The 21,700-nt window shown below is 46.1% G+C and carries 25 protein-coding genes and 1 pseudogene; 16 read left to right on the top strand and 10 right to left on the bottom strand.

Translation table 11 applies throughout. The annotated features are described in order from the left end of the window. Positions 1–12: 12 nt before the first annotated feature. Positions 13–615 carry a hypothetical protein gene (locus tag QZW47_RS09900; RefSeq protein ID WP_293126593.1) on the top strand — a complete coding sequence of 201 codons (603 nt, stop codon included), beginning with the start codon at positions 13–15 and terminating at the stop codon, positions 613–615. A 425-nt stretch (positions 616–1,040) separates the two neighbouring features. Here the strand turns inward: QZW47_RS09900 and QZW47_RS09895 are convergent, their stop codons facing one another. After that, a complete protein-coding gene (locus tag QZW47_RS09895; protein WP_293126591.1) occupies positions 1,041–1,745 on the bottom strand; it encodes a type 1 glutamine amidotransferase in 705 nt (234 codons plus the stop codon). Between the two features lie 224 nt (positions 1,746–1,969). On the opposite strand from QZW47_RS09895, the gene rpmI reads away from it, so the two are divergent. The 6 genes from rpmI to QZW47_RS09865 all read left to right on the top strand — a co-directional run bounded on the left by rpmI (position 1,970) and on the right by QZW47_RS09865 (position 6,750). Beyond that, positions 1,970–2,167, top strand: coding sequence for a 50S ribosomal protein L35 (gene rpmI / locus QZW47_RS09890; protein ID WP_293126590.1), 198 nt, complete (start codon positions 1,970–1,972; stop codon positions 2,165–2,167). 19 nt (positions 2,168–2,186) lie between these two features. Then, positions 2,187–2,543, top strand: coding sequence for a 50S ribosomal protein L20 (rplT, locus tag QZW47_RS09885; protein ID WP_293126581.1), 357 nt, complete (start codon positions 2,187–2,189; stop codon positions 2,541–2,543). 268 nt (positions 2,544–2,811) lie between these two features. Continuing rightward, the gene (locus QZW47_RS09880) at positions 2,812–3,342 is read left to right on the top strand and encodes a tetratricopeptide repeat protein (RefSeq protein ID WP_293126579.1); all 531 of its coding nucleotides are present in this window, start codon (positions 2,812–2,814) and stop codon (positions 3,340–3,342) included. Between the two features lie 236 nt (positions 3,343–3,578). Beyond that, positions 3,579–3,956, top strand: a complete 378-nt coding sequence (locus QZW47_RS09875; RefSeq protein WP_293126577.1) for a response regulator — start codon at positions 3,579–3,581, stop codon at positions 3,954–3,956. Beyond that, positions 3,953–4,561 (top strand): chemotaxis protein CheC, encoded by a 609-nt coding sequence (locus QZW47_RS09870; RefSeq protein WP_293126575.1) that lies wholly within the window; start codon positions 3,953–3,955, stop codon positions 4,559–4,561. The genes QZW47_RS09875 and QZW47_RS09870 overlap by 4 nt, the downstream gene beginning before the upstream one ends. Beyond that, a complete protein-coding gene (locus QZW47_RS09865) occupies positions 4,558–6,750 on the top strand; it encodes a diguanylate cyclase (RefSeq protein ID WP_293126573.1) in 2,193 nt (730 codons plus the stop codon). The genes QZW47_RS09870 and QZW47_RS09865 overlap by 4 nt, the downstream gene beginning before the upstream one ends. 696 nt (positions 6,751–7,446) lie before the next feature. Here QZW47_RS09865 and QZW47_RS09860 read toward each other — a convergent pair. Both QZW47_RS09860 and holA read right to left on the bottom strand, forming a co-directional pair. Continuing rightward, positions 7,447–8,520, bottom strand: a complete 1,074-nt coding sequence (locus tag QZW47_RS09860) for a hypothetical protein (RefSeq protein ID WP_293126571.1) — start codon at positions 8,518–8,520, stop codon at positions 7,447–7,449. Between the two features lie 412 nt (positions 8,521–8,932). Next, the gene (gene holA / locus QZW47_RS09855; protein WP_293126569.1) at positions 8,933–9,913 is read right to left on the bottom strand and encodes a DNA polymerase III subunit delta; all 981 of its coding nucleotides are present in this window, start codon (positions 9,911–9,913) and stop codon (positions 8,933–8,935) included. Between the two features lie 176 nt (positions 9,914–10,089). Here holA and QZW47_RS09850 point away from each other — a divergent pair, with 176 nt between their 5' ends. From QZW47_RS09850 to cbiE, 3 genes are all read left to right on the top strand, one after another. Next, positions 10,090–10,830, top strand: coding sequence for a DUF1868 domain-containing protein (locus QZW47_RS09850; RefSeq protein ID WP_293126921.1), 741 nt, complete (start codon positions 10,090–10,092; stop codon positions 10,828–10,830). Continuing rightward, positions 10,827–11,000, top strand: coding sequence for a hypothetical protein (locus QZW47_RS09845; protein ID WP_293126567.1), 174 nt, complete (start codon positions 10,827–10,829; stop codon positions 10,998–11,000). Before QZW47_RS09850 ends, QZW47_RS09845 begins: the two co-directional genes overlap by 4 nt. Positions 11,001–11,497: 497 nt before the next feature. Continuing rightward, entirely contained in the window at positions 11,498–12,811 is a 1,314-nt protein-coding gene (gene cbiE / locus QZW47_RS09840) for a precorrin-6y C5,15-methyltransferase (decarboxylating) subunit CbiE (RefSeq protein WP_293126565.1), read from the top strand. Between the two features lie 245 nt (positions 12,812–13,056). Here cbiE and QZW47_RS09835 read toward each other — a convergent pair whose 3' ends face one another. From QZW47_RS09835 to QZW47_RS09825, 3 genes are all read right to left on the bottom strand, one after another. Beyond that, positions 13,057–13,926 (bottom strand): CPBP family intramembrane glutamic endopeptidase, encoded by an 870-nt coding sequence (locus tag QZW47_RS09835; protein ID WP_293126563.1) that lies wholly within the window; start codon positions 13,924–13,926, stop codon positions 13,057–13,059. Positions 13,927–14,198: 272 nt separating this feature from the next. Further along, entirely contained in the window at positions 14,199–15,239 is a 1,041-nt protein-coding gene (gene lpxD / locus QZW47_RS09830) for a UDP-3-O-(3-hydroxymyristoyl)glucosamine N-acyltransferase (protein ID WP_293126561.1), read from the bottom strand. 298 nt (positions 15,240–15,537) lie between these two features. Beyond that, positions 15,538–15,852 (bottom strand): YkvA family protein, encoded by a 315-nt coding sequence (locus tag QZW47_RS09825; RefSeq protein WP_293126559.1) that lies wholly within the window; start codon positions 15,850–15,852, stop codon positions 15,538–15,540. On the opposite strand from QZW47_RS09825, the gene QZW47_RS09820 reads away from it, so the two are divergent. Then, complete coding sequence (locus QZW47_RS09820) at positions 15,851–16,099, top strand: hypothetical protein (protein WP_293126557.1); 249 nt, start codon at positions 15,851–15,853, stop codon at positions 16,097–16,099. The two genes, QZW47_RS09825 and QZW47_RS09820, sit on opposite strands and share 2 nt — an antisense overlap. Positions 16,100–16,128: 29 nt before the next feature. Here the strand turns inward: QZW47_RS09820 and QZW47_RS09815 are convergent, their stop codons facing one another. Next, positions 16,129–16,290, bottom strand: coding sequence for a hypothetical protein (locus tag QZW47_RS09815; RefSeq protein WP_293126555.1), 162 nt, complete (start codon positions 16,288–16,290; stop codon positions 16,129–16,131). Between the two features lie 474 nt (positions 16,291–16,764). Beyond that, positions 16,765–17,985: an SPFH domain-containing protein gene (locus tag QZW47_RS09810; protein ID WP_293126553.1), complete on the bottom strand. Its 1,221-nt coding sequence runs from the start codon at positions 17,983–17,985 to the stop codon at positions 16,765–16,767. Between the two features lie 191 nt (positions 17,986–18,176). Here QZW47_RS09810 and QZW47_RS09805 point away from each other — a divergent pair, with 191 nt between their 5' ends. From QZW47_RS09805 to QZW47_RS09785, 5 genes and pseudogenes are all read left to right on the top strand, one after another. Further along, complete coding sequence (locus QZW47_RS09805; protein ID WP_293126551.1) at positions 18,177–18,446, top strand: type II toxin-antitoxin system ParD family antitoxin; 270 nt, start codon at positions 18,177–18,179, stop codon at positions 18,444–18,446. Then, a complete protein-coding gene (locus tag QZW47_RS09800) occupies positions 18,443–18,685 on the top strand; it encodes a type II toxin-antitoxin system RelE/ParE family toxin (protein ID WP_293126549.1) in 243 nt (80 codons plus the stop codon). Before QZW47_RS09805 ends, QZW47_RS09800 begins: the two co-directional genes overlap by 4 nt. Before the next feature lie 315 nt (positions 18,686–19,000). Further along, positions 19,001–19,357, top strand: coding sequence for a hypothetical protein (locus tag QZW47_RS09795; RefSeq protein WP_293126547.1), 357 nt, complete (start codon positions 19,001–19,003; stop codon positions 19,355–19,357). 122 nt (positions 19,358–19,479) lie between these two features. Continuing rightward, positions 19,480–20,631: a GUN4 domain-containing protein gene (locus QZW47_RS09790; RefSeq protein WP_293126545.1), complete on the top strand. Its 1,152-nt coding sequence runs from the start codon at positions 19,480–19,482 to the stop codon at positions 20,629–20,631. A 198-nt stretch (positions 20,632–20,829) separates the two neighbouring features. Beyond that, positions 20,830–20,949: pseudogene (locus QZW47_RS09785) on the top strand (DUF4058 family protein); the annotation flags it as partial. Here the strand turns inward: QZW47_RS09785 and QZW47_RS09780 are convergent. Continuing rightward, positions 20,934–21,191, bottom strand: coding sequence for a DUF5615 family PIN-like protein (locus QZW47_RS09780; RefSeq protein WP_293126919.1), 258 nt, complete (start codon positions 21,189–21,191; stop codon positions 20,934–20,936). The pseudogene QZW47_RS09785 and the gene QZW47_RS09780 sit on opposite strands and share 16 nt — an antisense overlap. A gap of 18 nt (positions 21,192–21,209) precedes the next feature. Beyond that, positions 21,210–21,524 (bottom strand): DUF433 domain-containing protein, encoded by a 315-nt coding sequence (locus QZW47_RS09775; RefSeq protein WP_293126543.1) that lies wholly within the window; start codon positions 21,522–21,524, stop codon positions 21,210–21,212. Positions 21,525–21,700: the final 176 nt, after the last annotated feature.

Below are 21,700 nucleotides of genomic sequence, written 5' to 3'. Positions count from 1 at the left end.
CGGTGATTTTCAATGTTATACAGTGAATTTACGCTCAAAAAAGCTAAACGTGATTTTGGCTTAACAACCGTAGAAGCAGGGCGATTCCTGCCACCAACCGAGCCGATTAATCCTAGTTTATATTTGACGGAATCGCTCATTGAAGGATTACCACTGGCTACAGCTACTGGTTCAGAAAAAGCACGCTCTGAATTGATTATTAGTCCAATCTTAGTCGAAGTCAGAAAGATTTTGCAGCGACAAGTCAGCTTATTTTCGGGAGAAGATTTTACCGTAGAGCCGGAGTTGGGATTGAGCGGAGTTTGCGATTTTTTAATCAGTCGCTCTCCCGAACAAATATTGATTGAAGCGCCGGCAATTGTGATTGTTGAGGCGAAAAAAGCCGATTTAAAAGTAGGTTTGGGACAGTGCGCGGCCGAAATGGTGGCGGCTCAAAAGTTTAATGAAATTAACAATATCCCGATCGCCACAATTTACGGTAGTGTCAGCAGCGGGACTGTTTGGAGATTTTTGAAGTTGGAGGCAAAAACTCTGACAATTGACCTCAATGACTATGCTGTGCCTCCTGTGGAGCCGCTTTTGGGGATGTTGGTCTGGATGGTTAGGGACGGTTAGGGCGATCGACTGCAATAGACAAGATTGCATAAGTCTTTGATCGATCCAGAAACCGCAGATATCAAGCAGATAAACACAGATAAACGCAGATAATTTCAGGGTATTTTCCGATTTTTGCAATCTTGTCTAATCTATCGCTTTTCTCAAAAAGATGAGGTGCAAGTTGAGATTTTAGATTTTAGAGTTTAGGATTGGGGGATTGATTAGTCAATACTAGATCTTTCTGACAACCGCTATATTTGCCATCGTGGATGGCTCACAATACCAATTTAGAAAATATTTGTTACATAATTGAGGTTGAGGCAAGTTTATTCAAATATTATCGATGGTGCGTCGCTCGTTAGATTTTTTGTTTGTTTTTTGATACTATGAATAGCGACACACCCTACCAATATTATTACAGAAATTTGTCAAGCTTGGTATGACTAATTAGGCTGCACTTCTGCTGATAGATTATTTAAGATTGTGTTCATGGCTTTGTTGATTGCATCGAAATCACTCTCTCTTGTCAACATTTCCTCTGGTTTATGAATGTATTTACCTTCCACTAATTCATCTCCACAGTTTTGAATAATTTGCTGTACGCTGTCTTTGGTTGATTCGAGGTGAAACTGTAAACCTAATACTTTTTTGTTATAAACAAATGCCTGGTTCTGACACCCTTCGCTGTATGCTAGACGAATCGCACCTTTTGGTAGGTCAAATGTATCGCCATGCCAATGAAAAACGGTCAGCTTCTGTGGTAGTGAGTTGAAAACGGCAAAATTCTCAGCTTCATCGGTCATTTCAATCGGAAACCAACCAATTTCTTTTTGCGGCCCCGGATCAACTTTTGTACCTAGAACATCAGCAATTAATTGTGCTCCCAGACAGATGCCAATGACTGTTTTATCCTGTTTAATTGCTTGCTCAATAAACTGTTTTTCTGCTGTCAGCCAAGGGTACTTGTCATCTTCGTAAATATTCATCGGCCCGCCCATGACAATCAGCCAATCAATTTCTTGAACAGAAGGCAAAGGTTCGTTATTATAAAACCTGGTGACTGACAATGAGTGATTTTGAGCGATCGCCCACGGTTCAATTCTGCCTAGCCCTTCAAAACCAACGTGCTGTAGATAATGAATCTTCATCCGATCGCTCCTGCAAATTATAGAGCTAATATTACATCTTGTATGTAGGTTGTATCATTAGTGCCGTGTTAAGTAATATCAAGCCCGTCGAATCGAAAAATCGTTAAATTCTCTCTGCACCTAGGTTTCTACCCAACTCCCCAACTCCCAACCCGCAAATCTTCCTTGCAGAAAGTAGCAAAAACATGATATAGTTGAAGCTTGTGTCCAAATAACACCAGTTTATGCCAAAACTCAAAACTCGCAAAGCAGCCGCAAAGCGCTTTAGAGCGACCGGCAGCGGTAAAATTGTGCGCCGCAAAGCTTACAAAAGCCACTTGCTCTCTCACAAAAGTTCAGCTCGCAAAAGCCGTCTCTCTAAGCTGGTCGTCATCGATGAGACTAATGATGGTAACGTGCGGTTAATGCTTCCATACTTGTAAAGTTTAACGGAAATTAAAGATGACACGGGTAAAACGCGGTAATGTCGCCAGAGCGCGCCGCAAAAAAATTCTCAAATTAGCCAAGGGTTTCCGAGGCGCACAGTCCAAACAGTTCCGCACAGCTAACCAACGGGTGATGCAAGCCCTGCGTAACAGTTATCGCGATCGCAAAAAACGCAAACGCGATTTCCGCCGCCTGTGGATTGCTCGGATCAATGCTGCATCGCGCCAGCACGGCACGAGCTACAGCAAATTGATCGGTAACATGAAGAAGGCAAATATCGAAATCAACCGCAAAATGCTGGCACAAATGGCAATCATTGACCCCGCAACCTTCGGTAAAGTCGTGGAAATGGCCAATCGAGCCGGATCGTGAAAGCTTGAATAGTTTTCCGAAAGAAGAAAGCAGAAGTAGGAAAGATTTAGCGATCGGCCAGAGAAGGAAAACTCCAGATAAATCTAGGAGGTTCAGACCAATTTCCTTCTTGGTTCTTACTTCTGGATTCTTGCTTTTTCAAAAAGTGCGATCGGGGTTGGCGATCGCCATTTTCGTGTTATTAAGAGAGTTGCAGAGGCAGATCGTGCTTATTGCTAGCGAATTAAAATAAATAAAACCTTCCACCGATTAACCTAATAAAAAAAACATGGATAGTAATTTGCTGATTGTTTACCTGTCAGTATTGCTGGCGATACTCGGCAGCACTTCCTGGTTTGTGGTGCGCCAGATTCTCAAAACTCGGAAGCTGGAAATGTCTCTAGAACGCTTAGAAAATAAGCTGACAGTTGAAAAAGGAACAGCACAGGAATACTACGAACTAGGAAGTATCTATGTAGATAAGAAGCTTTACTCCCAGGCGATCGTGCTGTTTCAAAAAGCATTGAAAGCCAAAGACTTAGAAGGGGAAGAAGACAAAGCAGCTATTTACAACGCTCTGGGTTTTGCACACTTCGGCCAAGAACAGTACGACATCGCGATCCGCCAGTACAAAGAAGCCTTGAAGTTGCAGCCAGAATACGTTACATCTCTCAACAATCTGGGTCATGCCTACGAGCGCAAGAAATTAACAGCTCAAGCCTTGGAAATGTACGAACAAGCTCTCACCTGCGATCCAGAGAATGCCACGGCTAAAGGGCGAGTAGAGTCCCTCAGGAAGCGTTTGGTAATCTATAATTGAGCGCCGATGTTACGAGAAATACACAGCCCGCAAACCTGGTTTCATTGAGAAACCGGGTTTTTTCTTCTCCTAGTCAAAGATACTAAACTATCGAACACCTTAATGCGTTAGTTTTTAAGAACAGGAATTCGGCCAGATATCGATCGCACGCTGTGCCGAAAGTTTAAACTACTGTCAAGATAAAAGCAGTACCTGTAGCGCCGGTTGGTACTAAACAATTGAAGGAGGAGAACGTAGTGACATCAATTCTCGTTGTCGAAGATTCGTGGTTGACTCGCAGGGTAATCTGCAAAATCCTGCGAGCAGAAGGATACGAGACTTGGGAGGCATCGAGCGGCCCGGAAGCTCTGGAACTGCTGGCGACTAAAACCCCAAACTGTATGCTTTTAGATCTGCTGATGCCAGAAATGGAAGGTCGGGAAGTCCTGCAAGCCATGCGCTCACGAGGATATAAAATTCCAGTCATCGTAATAACGGCAGACATTCAATCCACCACCAAATCCGAGTGCATGGAACTCGGAGCCCTGGCAGTCATTCACAAAATGCCCAACTCAGACGAACTGATCGGGTGGATCAAAAAAGCTCTCAGTGCCAGCGAGGAGAGCGCCCCATGAAATTAAGTGCTCGACAGCTCGATGCTTTGCAAGAACTCGTCAACATCGGGATCGGTCAGGCAGCAGGGATTTTGAACGACATGATCGAATCTCCCATTCGCTTGCAAATCCCCTACCTCCAAATCCTGTCTCCAGCCCAGGTACAAGCAGAATTAGAGCAGCACCTCAACGGCGAACAAATCGCCGCCGTCCAGCTCAAATTCACTGGTTCCTTTGGCGGTATTGCCCAGCTAGTCTTTCCCACCAACAGCGCGGCAATGCTGGTGACGATGCTGACAGGGGAAGAAGTCGGAACTCACGACCTAGATTCAGTGAAAATTGGTACGCTGAGTGAAGTGGGAAATATTGTAATCAATGGGGTCATGGGTGCAATCAGCAACGTACTTCAGCAACGGCTGAACTACTCAATTCCCAATTATACCGAAGGGACGATCGCCACTTTGCTGACATCTGGCGGTTTGAGTGCTGATACAGTTGTGTTATTAGCCCAGACCCGTTTCATTATTGAAAAGCTTCACATTCAAGGAGACATCATCCTCATTTTCAATGTCAGTTCCTTTGACGCCTTGTTGGCTGCGATCAATCAACTTGCCGGGGGTCTATGATCGAGGAGAGCAAAACTATTGAGGAAAAATTTGGAGTTCTAGACAGCGTACCAGTAGGCGCCTGCCTGCTGCGAGATGATTTTGTAGTGCTGTTTTGGAATACCTGTCTCGAAGACTGGACGAAAATTCCCCGCGAGCAAATGTTGGGAACCAAGATCACAACTCATTTTCCTCACCTGAGCCAGCTCAAGTACGCCAATCGCTTCCAGCAAATTTTTGCAGGAGGCCCGCCAACAATTTTTTCTTCTCAAATTCACAAGCACCTGATTCCGGCAACTTGGCAAGACGGTCAGCAGCGCATCCAGCAAACTACGGTGACTGCTGTCCCTGCACTTTCACTCGGCCCTGCTGCATGGGAAATTGTCGGCTTGATTCGATCGACTGTAGAGTTGGAACCAAAAGCTACGGTGCCAGAAGCAGAAGGTTTTGATCGTGCGGAACCCTCCACTTCTCAGAGTTCTGCGCCTTACGGCTTTGTGGCATCAAACTTGCAATCTTTTTACGCGCTGTTGGTGATACAAGACGTAACCGACCTCACTCACCGCATCCAAGCTTACCGCACCATGCGCGATCAGGCTTTGGAAGAAGTGAAAGTCCGCCAGCGGGTCGAGGAAGAATTGCGCGAGAGCCAGCATTTCATCCAGCAGATTGCTGATGCAGCGCCTTATTTGCTTTACATTTACGACTTCACTCAACAGCGCAACGTCTACGTCAACGGTCAAGCTTCTAAATTGCTGGGCTACACTCCCGAAGAAATTTTACAAATGCAAACTGCTTTGTACTCGGGTTTGGTCTACCCAGAAGATTTAGAAAGGGTGTCGGCGCACCTGCAAAAATTTACCTCGGCCCTGGACGGGCATATCTTGGAGTTGGATTATCGGCTCAAACACCGATCGGACGAATGGCGCTGGTTTCGCTGTCGCGATCAAGTGTTCGCCCGCACAGCCTCAGGAGAACCCACACAAATTTTCGGCACCGCTCAAGATATTACGGAGTACAAGCGCGCAGAAGAGGCCCTGCGCCAGCAAAACGAACGGGAACTGCTGATGGCGACGATTACTCAGCACATTCGCCAGTCTCTGGATTTGGGCGAAGTGCTCAGCACGACTGTCAACGAAGTACGCCAGTTTCTTCAGGCCGATCGAGTGATGATCGTCCGCTTCAACCCCTGTACGGGCAGTCTCTGCGCCACACCCGCCACGGGGGCGGTGACAGTGGAATCTGTAGCACCCAACTGTCGGCCGATGCTGGGAGAAACCCTGGAAAATTTCTGTTATGACGAGTTTTATCTCGAAGCTTACCAACATCGGGCGATCCGACCGATCGCCGATGTCTCGGCCGCCGATTTACGGCAAGATCAAATTGACTTGCTGGCAGAATTTGAGGTAAGAGCTTATTTGGTGGTACCGCTAGTGCAAGGAGAGGACTTGTGGGGGTTGCTGATGGCCCACCAGTGCAGTCCCCGCCAGTGGATGCAGTTGGAAGTCGAGTTGCTGTCGAATCTGGCGGCCCAGTTGGCGATCGCCATCAAGCAAGCAGAACTCTACCAGCAGTTGCAAGCAGCCAACCTCAAGTTAGAGCGCTTGGCAACTTTAGACGAACTCACACAGCTAGCAAACCGCCGTCGCTTCGATCAGTATTTAGAAATGGAGTGGCGCAGACAAGCCCGGGAACAAACACCTCTATCCCTGATTCTGTGCGATATTGATTCTTTTAAAAGTTACAACGATACCTACGGCCACCCAGGCGGAGACGAATGTTTGCGGCAAGTCGCCGGGGCGATCGGCAATGCAGTCAGTCGCCCCGCTGATTTAGTAGCTCGCTACGGAGGCGAAGAATTTGCCGTGATTTTGCCAAATACCGCGATTGGCGGCGCCATATTGGTAGCCGAACACATACAGCTCAAAATAGCAGCTTTGCAGCTTCCTCACGCTGGTTCTCAGGTAAGCCAGTATGTCACTGTCAGTCTGGGTGTAGCGAGTATAGTTCCAGGAGCTGAATCCCCAGCCTCGATTCTGATTGCCGCCGCCGATCGAGCGCTGTACCAAGCCAAAGATGCAGGGCGCGATCGCATCCAAGTTTACCACGCAGACTCTGCCACAGCCAAGACCAACGGCACAGCCCCTCCCGTGCGCCCGGTTGACTTGTACCGCCCCAATACTAATTTCCCCTCACCCACAAGCGCTTGACAAATCCCAAGATTTGTGCATTCGGAATACACACTGACCACAATCCGGAAGAAATAGCATTTAAGATTTTCAATTTTTTGATTTGAGGAGTGGGAATGACTTATAGCCTTTTTCAAAAAGGTGAGTTACAGGTTGAGATTTTAGATTTTAGATTTTAGATTTTAGATTTGCCCGGAGCGGTTTCGCTTTTAGGCCAAGGATTGAGAGCTCAAGCCGATCGATAGCTCATGTTTTTGAGAATTGCTATATGAGTATCAGGAGAGGACGAGCGGGCAGTTACATTTTTTGACCCTATAACTTCGACCTTGAGAGATTTTAATTACCAGCATTTTGGCATCAGCTTTTGGAATAGAAAAGCCTCAAATGCAATCTGTTTTGCGTAATATTGTTACTGACATTATCACTTTTTTGACAGCTATCGATCCAGTATAAATTAAGATTTATAGCCCAAGACGGTTGACAAATATGCTTTTTGACGAAGTTCAGAACATGATTTTATAGGCAATACAGGCTTTTTTTGCAATTCAAATTGTTTTTAAGTCAACCCTATTCGGTTATAAACCTCGCATGGGTTTAGCAGTCAATAAAATTGAAAAAAGTCAAAAGTAAGAAAGCTTTCAGTAAAAATAAGATTTTTGACTTTTGACTTTTGACTTTTTAGAATCTTAAGAGTATTAAACTCAAAATTCAAAACTCTTAAGGTGCTGCCGCCGCCCTGCGGTTGGCAACAATCAGATTTGCCTGATACTCTGCCGCTTTTTGCTGAGCCTTTGAATGGTTGGGGCTAGTTGACGGCACGGCTCTCATAAGCCCAACCGCTTTCTGCCACTCGCTTGCTACTGCAATCCACTCAGTTTGAGATTGAGCCGTTTGAGCCAAAACTGCTGCCTTCTGAGCGTTGTTAACGCCTTCCCTCCAAGAATCAGGCTTAGGCGCGGCGGCTTTGGGTGCAGGAGATGCTGCCTTGGGTGCAGGAGATGCTGCCTTGGGTGCCGGAGATGCCGGTGCTGCTGTGGTTGTGGGCGGTGTGGGAACCGGGCTGGCGGGCGCAGCAGCAGTAGTGGGAGGGGATTTTGGCGCAGGAGATGCTGCCTGGGGCGCCTCCCCAGATGGGCTGGGAGATGGAGATGTGGCTTTAGACGCAGGAGATGAGGCTTTTTTGGGCGAGGGGGAAGCAGCTTGGGGGGCGCTAGGTTCTGGGTTAGAGCCGCCGCCAAAGGGTAAATTTCCCGTCAAGTAAAGCGCTGCGATCGCCCCCAGAGGAACTAAGATACCGACAGGTATTGCCCATTTGGGGAATTGTTTTTTCGGAGGCGGGGCGATATCTTCCTCGTCGTCTTCCTCGTCGTCTTCTTCGTCGTCTTCTCGATCGAATTCTCCCTCTTGATAATAGTCTTGGCCTTCTGGCTCGTCATCATCTAAGCCTACAGAGTCGTCAGGCATTCCACTATCCGAGGCGTAAGACATTGGCTCGGCAGGCATCAGATCTATTTCATCTTCCCACGCAGGCGAGCTGTCACCTGTTCGACGCCCGTAAACCTTGACAGTGTGAATTGATTCGAGTCCCAAATTCGTCATCCCGCTGCGGATGAAATCTACCAATGCCATTTGACTCGGTACTTTGCCTGACTCCAGAGTTATGTGGAGGCAGCCGTTGTCGCGCGTCACATCGGCGTTGATGCCTTTGGGTTTGAGTGTACGGTTGATGCTAGATGCGATCGCTTGTGGATCGCCCTGCTTGAGAAGTTCCCGCAGGTTCTGTTGTGTCATGGGTAGCGCTCTTTTTTTTGGGGGGGGTGGAGAGCCGGCAAATAATATTAATCGATCGGCGTTCGGCGGCGGACAATATTTATTTACCACATTAACTTCTACTGTGGCATTCTGAGATTATTTCTAGCATCTGTTCAAGACTCTTTGTCCCACATTCCGGGATCGATCGCCAACCGGCTAGCGAAATTTGTTGTAAAAATTTACATTTATCCAGCCCAAAACCTGATATTGGCTTTCCCACAGTCGCCCGCCGCCCCAAATTTTAGATTCTTCTCTAAGCGGGCAAGGCTTTTGTTCTAGCTCCGAGATTGATCCGTGGAGTCAAATCTAAAATCCTTCGACGCGATCGAACACCTCAAATCGAAAAATGGAAAATCGACTTGCTGGCTGCTTGGAGGGCGAGGAGAAGACATCAGCGAAACAAGCTAGAAAGTTCTATTACTTTGGTTTGCAGGGTTGAGACTTCTTCCCGGCCCCGCTTTAAAGAAGCTTCTAACTCCAGCAGCAAAGGCAAACTTTTTTGCAGTTTTTCTAAGCTGGCATTCTTGACTTCTTGGCGAAAATAGTATACTCGTTTCGGATTGCCGAGGTCTAGAGCTTGGGCAATTTTATCATCGCGATCGCCCGCTTGGATCATTGCCTTCACCCACAGCCAAATCCGAAACTTACCAGTCAAGCCTGCCACAATCCTCAAACCAGGCTCGCTCTGGGCAGTTAAGCCCGCCAATAACTCCAAAGCTGCTCCTGTATTGCCCTCGCGAATCGCATCGGCTAGCTGGAAGGTATTCTGGGCGTGACAGTGCACCAGTGCGGCCACTTCCTCCGGGTTGAGAGGTTGGCTGCGGCTGCCGGCAAATAACAGCAATTTTTCGAGTTCGCTGTATAGCTGGCGGGTATCGCTACCGATGGATTCGGCCAAAAGCTCGATCGCCGTAGCGGTCAATTTAACATTCATTTCGGCGGCGACTTGGCGCACTCGCTGGGCTAATTCCTTGTCATTCCAAGGCGGAATCGGTGAAAATTCTCGAAATTCGGCAGCGGACTTGGCGAGTAATTTAGTAGATTTAAGTCGGCTGTCGGGTTTTTTGACGGATGTCAGCAGCAATACGGTGGTAGAGGGAATCACCGGCAGCGCCCGTTCTAGTTGAGCTAAAAGTTCCGCAGAGCACTGCTGGGTTACAGTCGTATTTGCCAGCCAGACAAAACGGCTGCCGGTACCGAAGGGTGGTGTTAAAGCTCGATCGAGTCCTTCAACCACAGCGTCGGCTCGATCGGCAACAATCTTGTCATAGTTAAAACTAGCCCAGTTGGGGTCGAGAACTGTTTGGCGCAAACTTGTGACGGATTGCGCGATCGCAAAGTCGTCTTCTCCCCAAAACAGGTAAATTGGCATATTTCAAGCCCTGGAGCCAAAAAAAATAGATTTGTACGATCGCCAAGTCCAACATATCCTGAATCAGACTGTTGGAAGCCCGCACCATAATATAAAATTTGGTGTGGGAGTATTTCACCGCGAGGAAATCAAGATTGGATGACACTTATCAAGCTTACGTAAATCGGGTGGCGCGAATGACGCTGCTGGACTCCTACAAGTCCCAGGTGGAACACATTCAGGAATCTCCAAAATTTAAGCCTGATGAAGCCGGTCACAGAAATCCTGTACCTTTTCCGGGTTATTCGGTGATTACGCCACCTGCGGGGGAAGATGCAGAAAATACTGCACTTTATAGTAATTTAAACTCAGTGCAACAAAGGCTATTGCAGGAATTCGCGGACGGTGCGCTCGTAGCACTGCCTCCTGATAGCTTCCATTTAACCGTGGCTGATTTGATTTGGAGCAGCGCTTTTCGAGATGCCTCTGAGAAAAATCCAGAATTTGAGGGGCAACTGCGCGAGCGCATGAAAGATGGTTTTGCAGCCTGCAAACCGTTGGCGGGCGGCCCTCCCATACGCTGGACGGTGCTGGGGTTGATGGTGATGACTAGAGCTGTAGGTGTGTGTTTGGCACCGACGGACGAAAACTCTTACAAGCAAATTCTGGAGTTTCGTCGATCGATCTATCAAAATCCCGATCTAATGGCTTTGGGAATTGAACAGCAATATCATTTTACGGCACACATTACTCTGGCTTATTTTGGGGACACCGGGCCGAACCTAGACCGCGGTCATTTTTGTGCCGTGATGTCGGAGTTAAACGATCAATGGCTCGACACACCGCAGGATCTGTGCGTGCACCGAGCCGAACTGCGGAAGTTTGACGACATGACTAGCTACGTGCGGCAACCGGATTGGCCTGTTTTTGAGTTTTGATAACGAAGGAAGAAGGAAGAAGGAAGAGGGAAGAAGGCAGAGGGAAGAAGGCAGATTTTCCCACTGCTTCTATCCTCCTCTCCCTCTCCCGCTCTCCCTCTCTTTTCTGTGCCAACCGTCAAAATACTGCCTTTGACACTCTCCGTGCTCTGGGCGACGGAGATTCTTAATTCAGCGACTGACCTTTAAGCACCGTATCTCTTGCGAGCAATCTTCAAACCTTTCAACCGTGAACAAACACCAATTGACGAGCCTGATTTACAGCAACCTTCTTTGGGTCTATCTCCACTCATGGTACGCTTGATACGACCTAGAGTTTGGGCGTGCCCCGCCCTACTTGATTGATGAAACCAAATTATGTATCTTCTGGTATGAGAATTCGGTGATTCTCTAGCTCTGTTTTACAAGGTTTTCGCTACCCTTTTTTGTGCTTTTCTGAAGCTTTCAGGTTCAAGGGTGCCGACTCAAAGCCGCTTCACAACCGCCCACCTTGGGAATTTCAACCACTTCTATTTTAACTTAAAGCCGTGCTAAATGCAGAGGGTTTTAGACCCAAATTTCCGATAAAATGTTTTAATTATTCTAGCTGGGCAACAAAATCAAGCAAAAAAATCATGAGAAACCAGGAAAAATCATTAATTCTGGTTTTTGACTTTTTGATTAAAAAGTGACTGTACACGTTGTTGGTATTGGTTTAGATGGAGCTGCTGGGCTGAGCTCCTCGGCGCGGCAGGTTGTAGAAATGGCCGCTCTGCTCGTCGGGAGCGATCGGCATTTGAGCTATTTTCCCCAGCAATCCTGCGAGCGCTGGGCGGTGGCAGATTTGACCGAAGCAATTCTGGAAATTCGGCGTTGGTTGGTCGCAGATGCGAATTTAGAAGCAGATGCAGACACTTTTGGGCAGGCATCCACCCCTTCGCCCCAACTTATTGTAATTTTAGTAGCCGGCGACCCGCTGTTCCACGGCTGGGGAAAGTTGCTCATTTCCCAACTGCCGCCGGATAGATTGACATTTCACCCCAATTTAAGCTCCGTGCAGTTGGCCTTTAACCGCTTGCACATCCCCTGGCATGATGCTCATTTTGTAGGTTCCCAGGGACGTTTTTTTGAGGAACTGACGGCAAAACTCAAGCTGGGTGTCGAGAAGATTGCGGTGCTTGCGGACGAAACTCGCACTCCGGCGACTATAGGAAGTTTGGTGAAAGCTCTAGATTTGCCCACACGCTACCAGTTTTGGGTTTGCGAAAATTTGGGTTCGGCAGAGGAGAAAGTGGGTTGCAGGTCTCTGGAAGCTTTGCTGGAAGAGGTTTTTGCACCGCTGAGCGTGGTGGTGCTGCTGCGGGATTTTCCGCCGACAGCACCTTTGGATTTGGGAAAGTTGCCTTTGTTGGGTATTCCCGATGCAGCTTTTATTGGTTGCGGGGACAGGCCTGGTTTGACGGTGGAACGGGAAGTGCGGGTGTTGGTGCTGGCACAGTTGGCTTTGCAACCGGAACAAGTTGTCTGGGATGTGGGTGCTGGTAATGGTTCTGTGTCGATCGAGATTGCTCGTTTATTCCCGCAGTCTGAAGTATATGCGATCGAACAAACGGTTTCTGGTACTTCTGCGATCGAACTCAATTGTCGCCGTTTTGAGTTGCAAAATGTGTTCTCAATTCACGGAACCGCTCCGGAAATCTTGCACCGTTTGCGTCCGCCGCACCGGATTTTGATCGGCGGCAGCGGTGGGGGGTTGACTAAAATTTTGGGCGTTTGCGCGCTGCGGCTGCTCCCTGGAGGGTCAATCGTGCTGCCTTTGGATGTTTTTGAGGATATTGCTACTGTTTTGAGCTGGATTGGCGATCGGGTGCGCCGGGAACCGCACTGGAGTTACCGAATTGTACAGGTGCAGTTATCGCGCTCTGTGTCTGCGGGCACTTTGACTCGTTTTGATGCGTTGAATCCAATTTCGATTGTGACGATCGATCGGCTTTTGGATTGATCTAGAATTTTTAACGCTGTCGCGCATTTAAATTGTATATTTAGGGCGGGCTACAAGAGCCCACGCACTCATTATTTGATTGTTTTTTAGCATCAAATTTAAGTTCCCAACAGCTTATCTGTTTTTTTTGTTCTAGTTCTCGCTTGACTGAATCTAATCTTTTTTTTTACCGCAGAGGGCGCAGAGGGCGCAGAGGAAGAGGGGAAGAGAATTGATACTTTTAAAGGGGTTTGGGGTGTTAGGTTTTAATTTTTAATTAACAAAACTACGGCTGCTGTTGCTAGCAATAACAGAATTCCGGCTGCACCGGCTAAGGGTTTTGTTCCTATTCCTGTGATCCATTCGGGTATGTGGCCTGTGGGGTTAATTGCTTGAGCTGTATCTACGGTAGTTATACCCCAAATCCATCCGGCGTGGAGTCCGATCGCGAATCCTAGACTACCATTGTCGGCGATGCGGGCTAAGATTAAAACCACGCCCATCAGCCACAATCCCGGTAGTTGAGGTAGAGTTTCTTTGGCGGCCCAAATTAGGTGGGCGATCGCAAAAATGAAACTGGCGATCGCACTTGCGGTTAATATTGAGTAATCTTGTTGGAGTAAATTTTGCAAACAACCCCGAAAGATTAACTCTTCTGTGGCGCTAATCCACAAAGCTAATAACAATGTCACCAGAGTTGAAGGCTTCAGGATTGAAGCCGCAGGATTAATGATTGTTTCGCCTGTTTCGGTTGAAACTTGGCTGTTTGATAATTCCAGCCAACCAGCGGTTAATTGCACGCCGAACAAAATAGTTAAGCTGACTACTCCCAATGTTAATCCTAACAGCGCCGATATCAAAGTTGCTGGTTGCAAATTCCAACCCCAATCTGCCAAAGATGCGCCTTCGATCCAAGTTGTCGCCCACAAAATTAGGGGGACAATTAAGTATAGGGAAGCGAGTAAAGGTAGTTTTTTGTTACCTAATGGTTGGGGCGGATGCCATTTTAGGGCGATCGCCAGCATAACTGCTATGGGTAGCCACAAACAAGCCCAAGTTGAGAAAAAAACAATTACTTTGACAATTGCTGGTATTGAGGGCGACAGCAGTCGCAGGTTATTTAGGCTATTCCACATTTAAGCGATTGTCTCAAAATATTGGATTAATATGTAAACCGCAGATTTAAAGCGGATTAACACATATGAACGCAGATGATTTCAAAAAATGAAAGCAAATAAATACAACTCTATTCAATTCGAGTTCTTCGTTGCGGAAATTCCCTCGAATCTATTCTTTAAACATCAGTTGAATTCCCTATAAAATTCGTTACCTGTCAACTGCAAACTGTCAACTGTCAATCGTCAACTGTCAATCGTCAACTGTCAATCGTCAACTGTCAATCGTCAACTTAACGATCGATCCGGCGCTGAATTTGCCTCAAAGATTGGTACATTTCGGGTAAGCGGTTGTACACCGCAGCGGCTTTGAGAAATAGTTTGTGGGGAATTGCTGGAACTCCAGTCACGATCGCACCTGCGGGCACATCGCTGTGAATTCCGGCTTTGGCTGTGGCGATCGCCCCATCTCCAATTTTAGCTTGATTGGCTATTCCCACTTGACCTGCCAAAATTACATTGTTGCCAATTTGGACGCCACCGGCTAAGCCGACGTGGGCTGCAAAAGCGCAATTTTTCCCGATTTGACAGCCGTGACCTACGTGTACTAAATTGTCAATCTTGGTATTTTGCCCGATGCGGGTTTCTCCGACTGCTGGCCTGTCGATCGTGCTGTTGCAGCCCACCTCAACGCCCTCTTCCAATACAGTGCATCCAGACTGCTCCATTTTCACCCATCCTGTGGCTGTCGGCACGAACCCAAAACCTTCGGAACCGATCGCCGCACCGCTGTGAATGACGCAATTTGCCCCGATGCGAGTACGTTCGTGAATCACACAGTTAGCGTGTAAAACTGTATTTTCGCCAATTACCGCATCTGGGTAAATGACGACATTTGGATGAATGCAGACGTTATTGCCGATTTTGACTTTTGCTTGAATAACTGTGTGGGGGCCGATGCTGACATTTTCACCGATTTCTGCTGAGGGGTGAACGGTAGCGGAGGGATGAATTTCGGATGCTGGGCGAAATGGTTGGTAAAAAAGGGCGATGGTTTGAGCAAATAGCAACCGCGGATCTGCTGCGGAAATCCAAGCAATGTTGCGATCGCTGCATTGAGCTTGGAGGCTTTCATCTAAGGGTAAAATTAAAGCTGAAGCGTTGGTAGTGGCTGTATGAGCGGCAAATTTCGCTCCTTCTATGTAACTTATCGTACCTGATTCGGCTTCATCGACTGGGGCGGGGCCTGTAATTTCTCGATCGGCTGCGCTGGAGGCTTTTAGGCTGTGGCTGTTGGCTAAGTTAAGTTTCTCTACTATTTCGCTAAACTGCATAAATAAAAATTTACTGTTAACACCTATTCCTCAAGATGAAAATCATATCATGTTCGATCGATCGACAGTCATAAAAAAAATTGTAGGAATCCAAGAACACTGGGCGGTTGAAACGGCGTTTATACAAACTTTCACCCACTCCAAACGGGTTGAAGACTGGGCGGTTAAATTACGTCATCCTTACAAACAAAAACCCGACGGGAGCGGGTTGAAGACTGGGCGGTTAAATTACATCATCCTCTTAAGTCCGCGGAGGCGGACATTGTTTGTGTAGACGCGGTTTCAACCGCCGTCTGATCTATTGCACTGAAGAGGCTTCTACATCTACGGTGCGGGCTGTACCTTCCGAATAGCTGCTGGTTGGTTCCGAGGCTGATGCTGTCTCTGTTTGACGGGATTTAAAATGGTCGATCGCCATTTGGGACACTTCGGAAATCAGCAATACTGCGATCGCCACATCGTCAATTTGTCCGATCACTGGCAGAAAATCCGGTGCAATGTCGATCGGGCTTACCAGATATGCCACGGTTCCCAGAATAATCCACCAGCGGTACTTGGGGTTGCGGAGCGTTTCGCGGTACCAGTTGTAAACCGATTGTATAGAAAAATTCATGGGGTTGTCCTCTCGTTATATTTTCAATCTTGACAAATTCTCGCTCGAAACGCTTGTGGAGATATCCCCCCTAGGGTTGGGAAGAGAATGCTACTCGCAGGTATTTGGAATTGCTACTGTTGAATTGAGAGAGTTGAGACTTGCGATCGCCCGGATTCAGAAACCGGGTTTTTTGCCGAATCAGCAGGCTGCAACCCTGGATTTTATCGGCTCAATCCGGTTTCTGGGGTTTGATGCGACTGTCTGAGCAGATACGCGGAAATCAACATTGACACATCACAGAATATAGAACCCATTTGAGATATATTCTGCGTAAATCTCAGAAACCGGGTTGATCTCGGTATTTCTCGTCACCCAACCCAAAAACTCGTAGAAACCCGGTTTCTTGCCCCGGGCGTAAATCTCATAAACCGGGTTTCTAGGAGTATTTCTCGTCACCCAACCCAAAAACTCAAAGATGTCAAATGGGTTCTATACATCATGACATACATAGATTTTTTCCCGCTCATCTACTTAGTAGATGAGCTATTTTGAGCGCTGTAACTTTGGTTGGGGGCTACTATTTTGAACAAACAAAACTGTTCTATAAGGAACAGTTTTTTGGTATATTTTTACACCTGTTTTTTTGATAATTAGGATATGGGAACTCGCCCCAATTAGTGACATTTTTATGATTAAAAGTCCGTCAAAACCAACATTTATTCTCTAGTCACTTTTCTTAAACCCTTGTATTTAATCAGTTTCAGCTTTGTTGTGTCTCCGTATGGGTATGAGCATCCGATTTAAACAGCAAATATTTCCACCGATCGCCCTACAAGCAGCCTAAGTACATAAAAACAATTTGAGTATTATAAAATACCCGTAGTCCGAGTTTGGACAGAGCGTTAAGTTCAATCGAAAAAAGGGTACTGTTCACCCGTCTTGAAACACCCATTTTTGGTCGCCTATCGCAATTTCGCAACCATTCGCCAACCAAAAAGGTTCGTTAGCAGCCAGCCTCTGGCCTCCAACAAAAGTACCGTTGGAACTGCCGCTATCGACAAGTTGATATCGCTGTTTCCCAACTTCATCAGTGGCGCGCCGAATCTGGGCGTGGTAGCGGGAACTTTGCGGATCTTGCAATACTAAAGAGTTGGTCGGTTCGCGTCCAATTGTAAAAGGATTTGCCGTTAAACCGATCGCCTGTCCAGAAAATTTGTAGATTAAATATGCAGTGTTTTTGCGATCGCTGCTAGCGAGTACCGTCGGTGCAAGTGAAGGTGAATTTCTCGCAGGTGGGAGACTATTTTGGGCGAGTTGTTCTGTCAGTTGTTGCAAATCGCGATCGAATGATGCGGCTGTTTCGGAAGCTGGAAGACTCGCGGGAGAATGACCTGAAATTAAGTTTAACTGTTGGATGGGGGCTTGAGGTGCGATCGGGCGGCCGGCTTCAGCAATTCTCATTTGCAGGGCGGCCGAATTTTCGGCTTCCTGTCGGGCACTCATTCCCTCAACTTGGCGAATCACTCCGTTAGTTTCCGGGAAGCTGACATCGCCAATTCGCACGTCTTCTAAATTAAAACCCAGGGGATAAAAATCTTGGACGCGATCGAGCAAATTTTGGCGCAGCAACAGCCGGCCCTGAGTGATAAGCTGTTGTAAGGAAAATTGCCCGATCGCCAATCCCATGCAATCCTTAACTGCACTTGCTAAAGCTGCGATCGGATCGGACAATTCTAAAGCTACCCGTTTCGGATCTATAACTTGATAAATAACCGTCAAAGTCGCATCAATTAAAAATCTATCCTTAGACAAGAAATCACCGTGGGACTGCACGTCTAAGTTGCGGAGTTTCGTATCTACGAGGACAATTTGACACTGTTCCAGCAGGGGAAGGGCGAAGCTGAAATGACGCCCGGATTTCAGGGTACGCACGGCGCGGCCGTTTTTGACCAACAAACCTGTGTAACCCGCCCCGATAAAGTCCATGCTAAACCCGGCCCAGCGTTCTGGAGTGACGGTTTGAATCAAGGGGGAGGCGTTGTTCATGGGATGCAGTTGAGGGAGGGATGATTCTACTTTTAGGGTAACAAATTGCTGGCGATCGGGCGATCGGTGTGCCGGTTCCGCAACTTCTATACTGTACGCCTCCACGACTCCCCATTCAGCACGTACTGGATCTAGCTTGTATCTAGAATTTATTTGCTACACTTGATGAAGTTATCGGTCAAAGGCAATCTTCAGAAAAGGCGATCGCAACCAAATAGTAAAATCACCTTGAAAAGTAAAAATTACGTTATATTAAATCGCCTATAATATAACCAACAATTCTCCTTTAATATGCCATGCAAATTGTTTTGTCACCTGAAGTCGAAGCCCTCGTGCAGCGTCAACTCACGACTGGCAAATACAAAAGCGCGATCGAAGTTATCCTAGCAGGTATTCAACTGCTTGAACAGCAAGAAGATATTTATCAAGGGCGACTCCTAGAACTCCAAAAAGACGCGCTGATTGGCCAAGAAGCGTCTCAACGAGGTGAAGTTGTAGATGGCGCTACAGCCCTAGCAAAAATCCGCGCCAACCTGCGATCCCGGTACAATTCCTCAGAAGCATGACTCCTAAATTTCGCATCACCGAGCCCGCAATTCAAGATATCGAGCAAATTGCCGACTACATCGCTCGTCAATCAGGATTCGATACAGCCGATCGCTTTTTAAGCAATCTAGATGCAAAATTTGCCAAAATTGCTCTGTTTCCGAACCTGGGACGACAACGAGACGAGATTTTACCAAGTCTACGCAGTCTCTCGGTAGATAACTATCTCATACTCTATATGGCGATCGCGACTAAATAGTAAAACAAGCTTGACAATCATTAGGAATTAAAATTTAATAACTTAAGCAACGTTTCCATCTCAATCCTTGCCCGCAGACTGTCTAGGCATGACAATGCCGAACTTATTGAATTTTCATTCCTTAGCTGCCACTGGATATCGAATCACTAGCTTGCGATCTGCCTGAAACCCTTATTCTACGCCGGAAAATCAAAAACTGTCCGAAGGATCGATGTTACAAAAATAAAAACTATAATGGTTGCGAGACTTTGAAAAAGTAAGTATAATGTTCCTCAAGTCTTTATTCACCGCTATCAAATTTAAGGAAATATAGATATGGCTGGCAACAACGTTTATATGGGTTCGGGTAACTCCGGTAATTATAACGAATCAATCCAAGGCAATTACATACAAGGTAATTGCATAAATATCGATCGGGATTCATCTCAAGCAGCAGCTAAAATTCAACAATTATTAATCAAGCTTCAGACAGAGGGCTACACTCCACAGGATGCTCAGCAGAAAATCGCTAGTGACTTAGTATCTCAGGCTAATAAAGATTCTCAATTTAAAAGCTGGTTAGTCGATTTTGCACATTATGTAAGTGATGCTGGTGCTAATGGTCTGATTGGTGAAGCAGCGGTAAATGTGGTTAAGCTAGCGCTGGGGCTGTTAGGTATTCCTCTGTTTTAAAGGACTCATAAGCTGTCGCGCATTTAATCTAGGCAGCCCGGTTTATTAAAATTATTATAGGGTGGCATCCAGCCCACCCTAAGAGTTAAAGTTTTCTTCAGCTCAGCTTATTCAGCCAAACAATGACAGGTAAAAAAAAACCAATATTTAACATATTCAACAATTCAATATCTAGGCTGCGAAGAATTAAAAAGCAAGGATATTACTTCTTTTTTAGTGTATTACTGGGATTAATCGGTATTTTATTTTTTTGCACGGGCGTTTTAACTATAACTAGGTTTATAGTTAGCTGTGTAGCCTTTGGGGGGTGTAAATTTTTATGGTTTTTAGCTGTTAATCATCCCCAAGAATCAGAAGCCCACTTTGAAGACAATAGCAAAATTGGCGATCGCAATATTCACATGAATGGTGGCAATTATAACCAATCTATTCAGGGCAATTATATCCAGGGAGACTATATAAAAATACAAGATTGTTACATAAACACCAATCAGGAATTATCTGAAGTAGTCGCAGAGTTTCGGGATGTTGTGACTCAACTTAAAAACCAGGGATATAGTGCGGAAAAAGCTGAGGTGCAGGTAGCTAAAGATTTAGAAGAAGAAGCCCGCAGTAACCCAAAAGTCAAAAAAAGACTATTTAAGTGGAGAAAGTCTTTAAATAATCCATCCAACACTAGAATAAATGATGAAGCTGATGCAGCTAGAGAAGTTATTAAATATGCTGTTAATTCTCAATATAGTTCGTCTGCTAAATCCACTTATGTGGCATCTGGAAAGTATTATAAGTTATCTAGCCTGCTCGAAGCTCGAAAATGGAAAGAAGCTGATGAGGAAACAGAGAACCTTATATTAGATATACTAGGGAAAGAACAAAGAGAGTTCCGGTCTATTTTCAACTTATTATCGGGTTCTGATATTGAAATTTTACCAGGTAAAGACCTCAATATTATAAATAAACTATGGAAAGATAATAGCAATGGACGCTTTGGCTTTAGCGTGCAAAAGTGTATTTGGGAAAGCATTGTTGGCACTGAATCTGACGAAGAAAACTATTATCCTTATCCGCAATTTAATGAGCATTATAAGCAGTTTGGCAAGCGTGTTGGCTGGTATGTAAAGGGTGATTGGATATACTACTCTGATATTAAACATTCTTCAACATCTCTACCTGGGCATCTTCCAATCAAAGTGATGTTAACGATACATTCTAAAAAATGCGACTGCGATAGCTCGATTTTTAGTGTTTTCATGAAGCGTCAATATTACTCGTAATTGAAATAATTAAGTTATTTTGTGTAGAGCTAGTAAAGTAAGTGCGCTCGCCCTTTCACCACCAATCTAATTAAATTACGCACGAGTACAGCTATCCCGTAGAAAATCGCCCTTTTCTTCCCAAAAACGATCGCCCTTGTCGCAACATTAACCGAGTGCTAAAATGATTTTAAAATCAACAAATCCCAATAAAGTCCTATGCCATCACCCTTTCCCGGCATCGACCCCTACTTAGAACACCCCGATTTCTGGCAGGAAACTCACAATCGGTTAATTGTGGCGATCGCCGACTACATCATGCCTCAAATTCGGCCCAAAATCGTACCGCCTAGCTGATGTCCAAATATCAAACCAGCAAACTTTTTTTCCTGATGCTGCCAATTGTGAGCCATTGCCCTAAAACCGATATCTTGAGTAAACAATACTCTCCCTAACGCAGTCGCACGTTCCAAAAGTTCGTCATCCGGCAATTCTGTCGCACCATCTTCGATCGCACTCAAAACATCCACACCGCGACGGCGCAACTGTTCGGTAATTGCTTGCGGAATGTGAACATCCATGTACAGAGCAATTGCCACTTATAACAACCCCTTAGCTCGCATTCTCACGAAAAATGGTGAACGCGAAAGCAAAGAGTTTTCCTGTTGTACCTGCTCCCATTCCATCCGAATTTCCCGATCAATTTCTGCTTGAAAGTCGAAGTAATAAGCCATCGCTGCATGAGCCTCTGACTGCATCAAATAAGGATGCTGGCGGCATATTTCCTCCACTGACCAACCGTAAGCTAGATAATCCATGACAATCTGAGCAACCCGCACGCGCGGTATCCGTTGCAACCGTGCGGGTTGACCCGCTACTTTCTCGATATGAGGATAAATTAAAGCTGATGTCATTGCTTTTTAGATCTATCTCTACAGGAGCTTAGCATCAATATTATAACACTCAACCAAAATGAAAAGAATAAAACAGTCGATCGCCCTTTACGTGCAAAAAACGATCGTCGAAGTAAGGTTCGCACCCAGAGAAAGTCAAGGTTTAGTCTCACGTTGCGCGGACTTCGTTTGACTAG

It is taken from the genome of Microcoleus sp. bin38.metabat.b11b12b14.051, from assembly GCF_013299165.1.
Classification (GTDB): domain Bacteria; phylum Cyanobacteriota; class Cyanobacteriia; order Cyanobacteriales; family Microcoleaceae; genus Microcoleus.
The sequence above is the reverse complement of the archived record's forward strand: the minus strand, read 5'-3'. Positions and strand labels throughout refer to the sequence as shown.

What these genes read in the sequence shown, in the direction of transcription:
- QZW47_RS09865 (WP_293126573.1), top strand. Translation starts at nt 4,558, where the DNA reads ATGATCGAGGAGAGCAAAACTATTGAGGAAAAATTTGGAGTTCTAGAC.
- QZW47_RS09825 (WP_293126559.1), bottom strand. Translation starts at nt 15,852, where the DNA reads ATGAATTTTTCTATACAATCGGTTTACAACTGGTACCGCGAAACGCTC.
- lpxD (WP_293126561.1), bottom strand. Translation starts at nt 15,239, where the DNA reads ATGCAGTTTAGCGAAATAGTAGAGAAACTTAACTTAGCCAACAGCCAC.
- QZW47_RS09870 (WP_293126575.1), top strand. Translation starts at nt 3,953, where the DNA reads ATGAAATTAAGTGCTCGACAGCTCGATGCTTTGCAAGAACTCGTCAAC.
- QZW47_RS09895 (WP_293126591.1), bottom strand. Translation starts at nt 1,745, where the DNA reads ATGAAGATTCATTATCTACAGCACGTTGGTTTTGAAGGGCTAGGCAGA.
- QZW47_RS09835 (WP_293126563.1), bottom strand. Translation starts at nt 13,926, where the DNA reads ATGTGGAATAGCCTAAATAACCTGCGACTGCTGTCGCCCTCAATACCA.
- QZW47_RS09790 (WP_293126545.1), top strand. Translation starts at nt 19,480, where the DNA reads ATGACAGGTAAAAAAAAACCAATATTTAACATATTCAACAATTCAATA.
- QZW47_RS09900 (WP_293126593.1), top strand. Translation starts at nt 13, where the DNA reads ATGTTATACAGTGAATTTACGCTCAAAAAAGCTAAACGTGATTTTGGC.
- rpmI (WP_293126590.1), top strand. Translation starts at nt 1,970, where the DNA reads ATGCCAAAACTCAAAACTCGCAAAGCAGCCGCAAAGCGCTTTAGAGCG.
- QZW47_RS09775 (WP_293126543.1), bottom strand. Translation starts at nt 21,524, where the DNA reads ATGACATCAGCTTTAATTTATCCTCATATCGAGAAAGTAGCGGGTCAA.
- QZW47_RS09800 (WP_293126549.1), top strand. Translation starts at nt 18,443, where the DNA reads ATGACTCCTAAATTTCGCATCACCGAGCCCGCAATTCAAGATATCGAG.
- holA (WP_293126569.1), bottom strand. Translation starts at nt 9,913, where the DNA reads ATGCCAATTTACCTGTTTTGGGGAGAAGACGACTTTGCGATCGCGCAA.
- QZW47_RS09805 (WP_293126551.1), top strand. Translation starts at nt 18,177, where the DNA reads ATGCAAATTGTTTTGTCACCTGAAGTCGAAGCCCTCGTGCAGCGTCAA.
- rplT (WP_293126581.1), top strand. Translation starts at nt 2,187, where the DNA reads ATGACACGGGTAAAACGCGGTAATGTCGCCAGAGCGCGCCGCAAAAAA.
- QZW47_RS09860 (WP_293126571.1), bottom strand. Translation starts at nt 8,520, where the DNA reads ATGACACAACAGAACCTGCGGGAACTTCTCAAGCAGGGCGATCCACAA.
- QZW47_RS09880 (WP_293126579.1), top strand. Translation starts at nt 2,812, where the DNA reads ATGGATAGTAATTTGCTGATTGTTTACCTGTCAGTATTGCTGGCGATA.
- QZW47_RS09820 (WP_293126557.1), top strand. Translation starts at nt 15,851, where the DNA reads ATGGGGTTGTCCTCTCGTTATATTTTCAATCTTGACAAATTCTCGCTC.
- QZW47_RS09780 (WP_293126919.1), bottom strand. Translation starts at nt 21,191, where the DNA reads ATGGATGTTCACATTCCGCAAGCAATTACCGAACAGTTGCGCCGTCGC.
- QZW47_RS09795 (WP_293126547.1), top strand. Translation starts at nt 19,001, where the DNA reads ATGGCTGGCAACAACGTTTATATGGGTTCGGGTAACTCCGGTAATTAT.
- QZW47_RS09850 (WP_293126921.1), top strand. Translation starts at nt 10,090, where the DNA reads ATGACGCTGCTGGACTCCTACAAGTCCCAGGTGGAACACATTCAGGAA.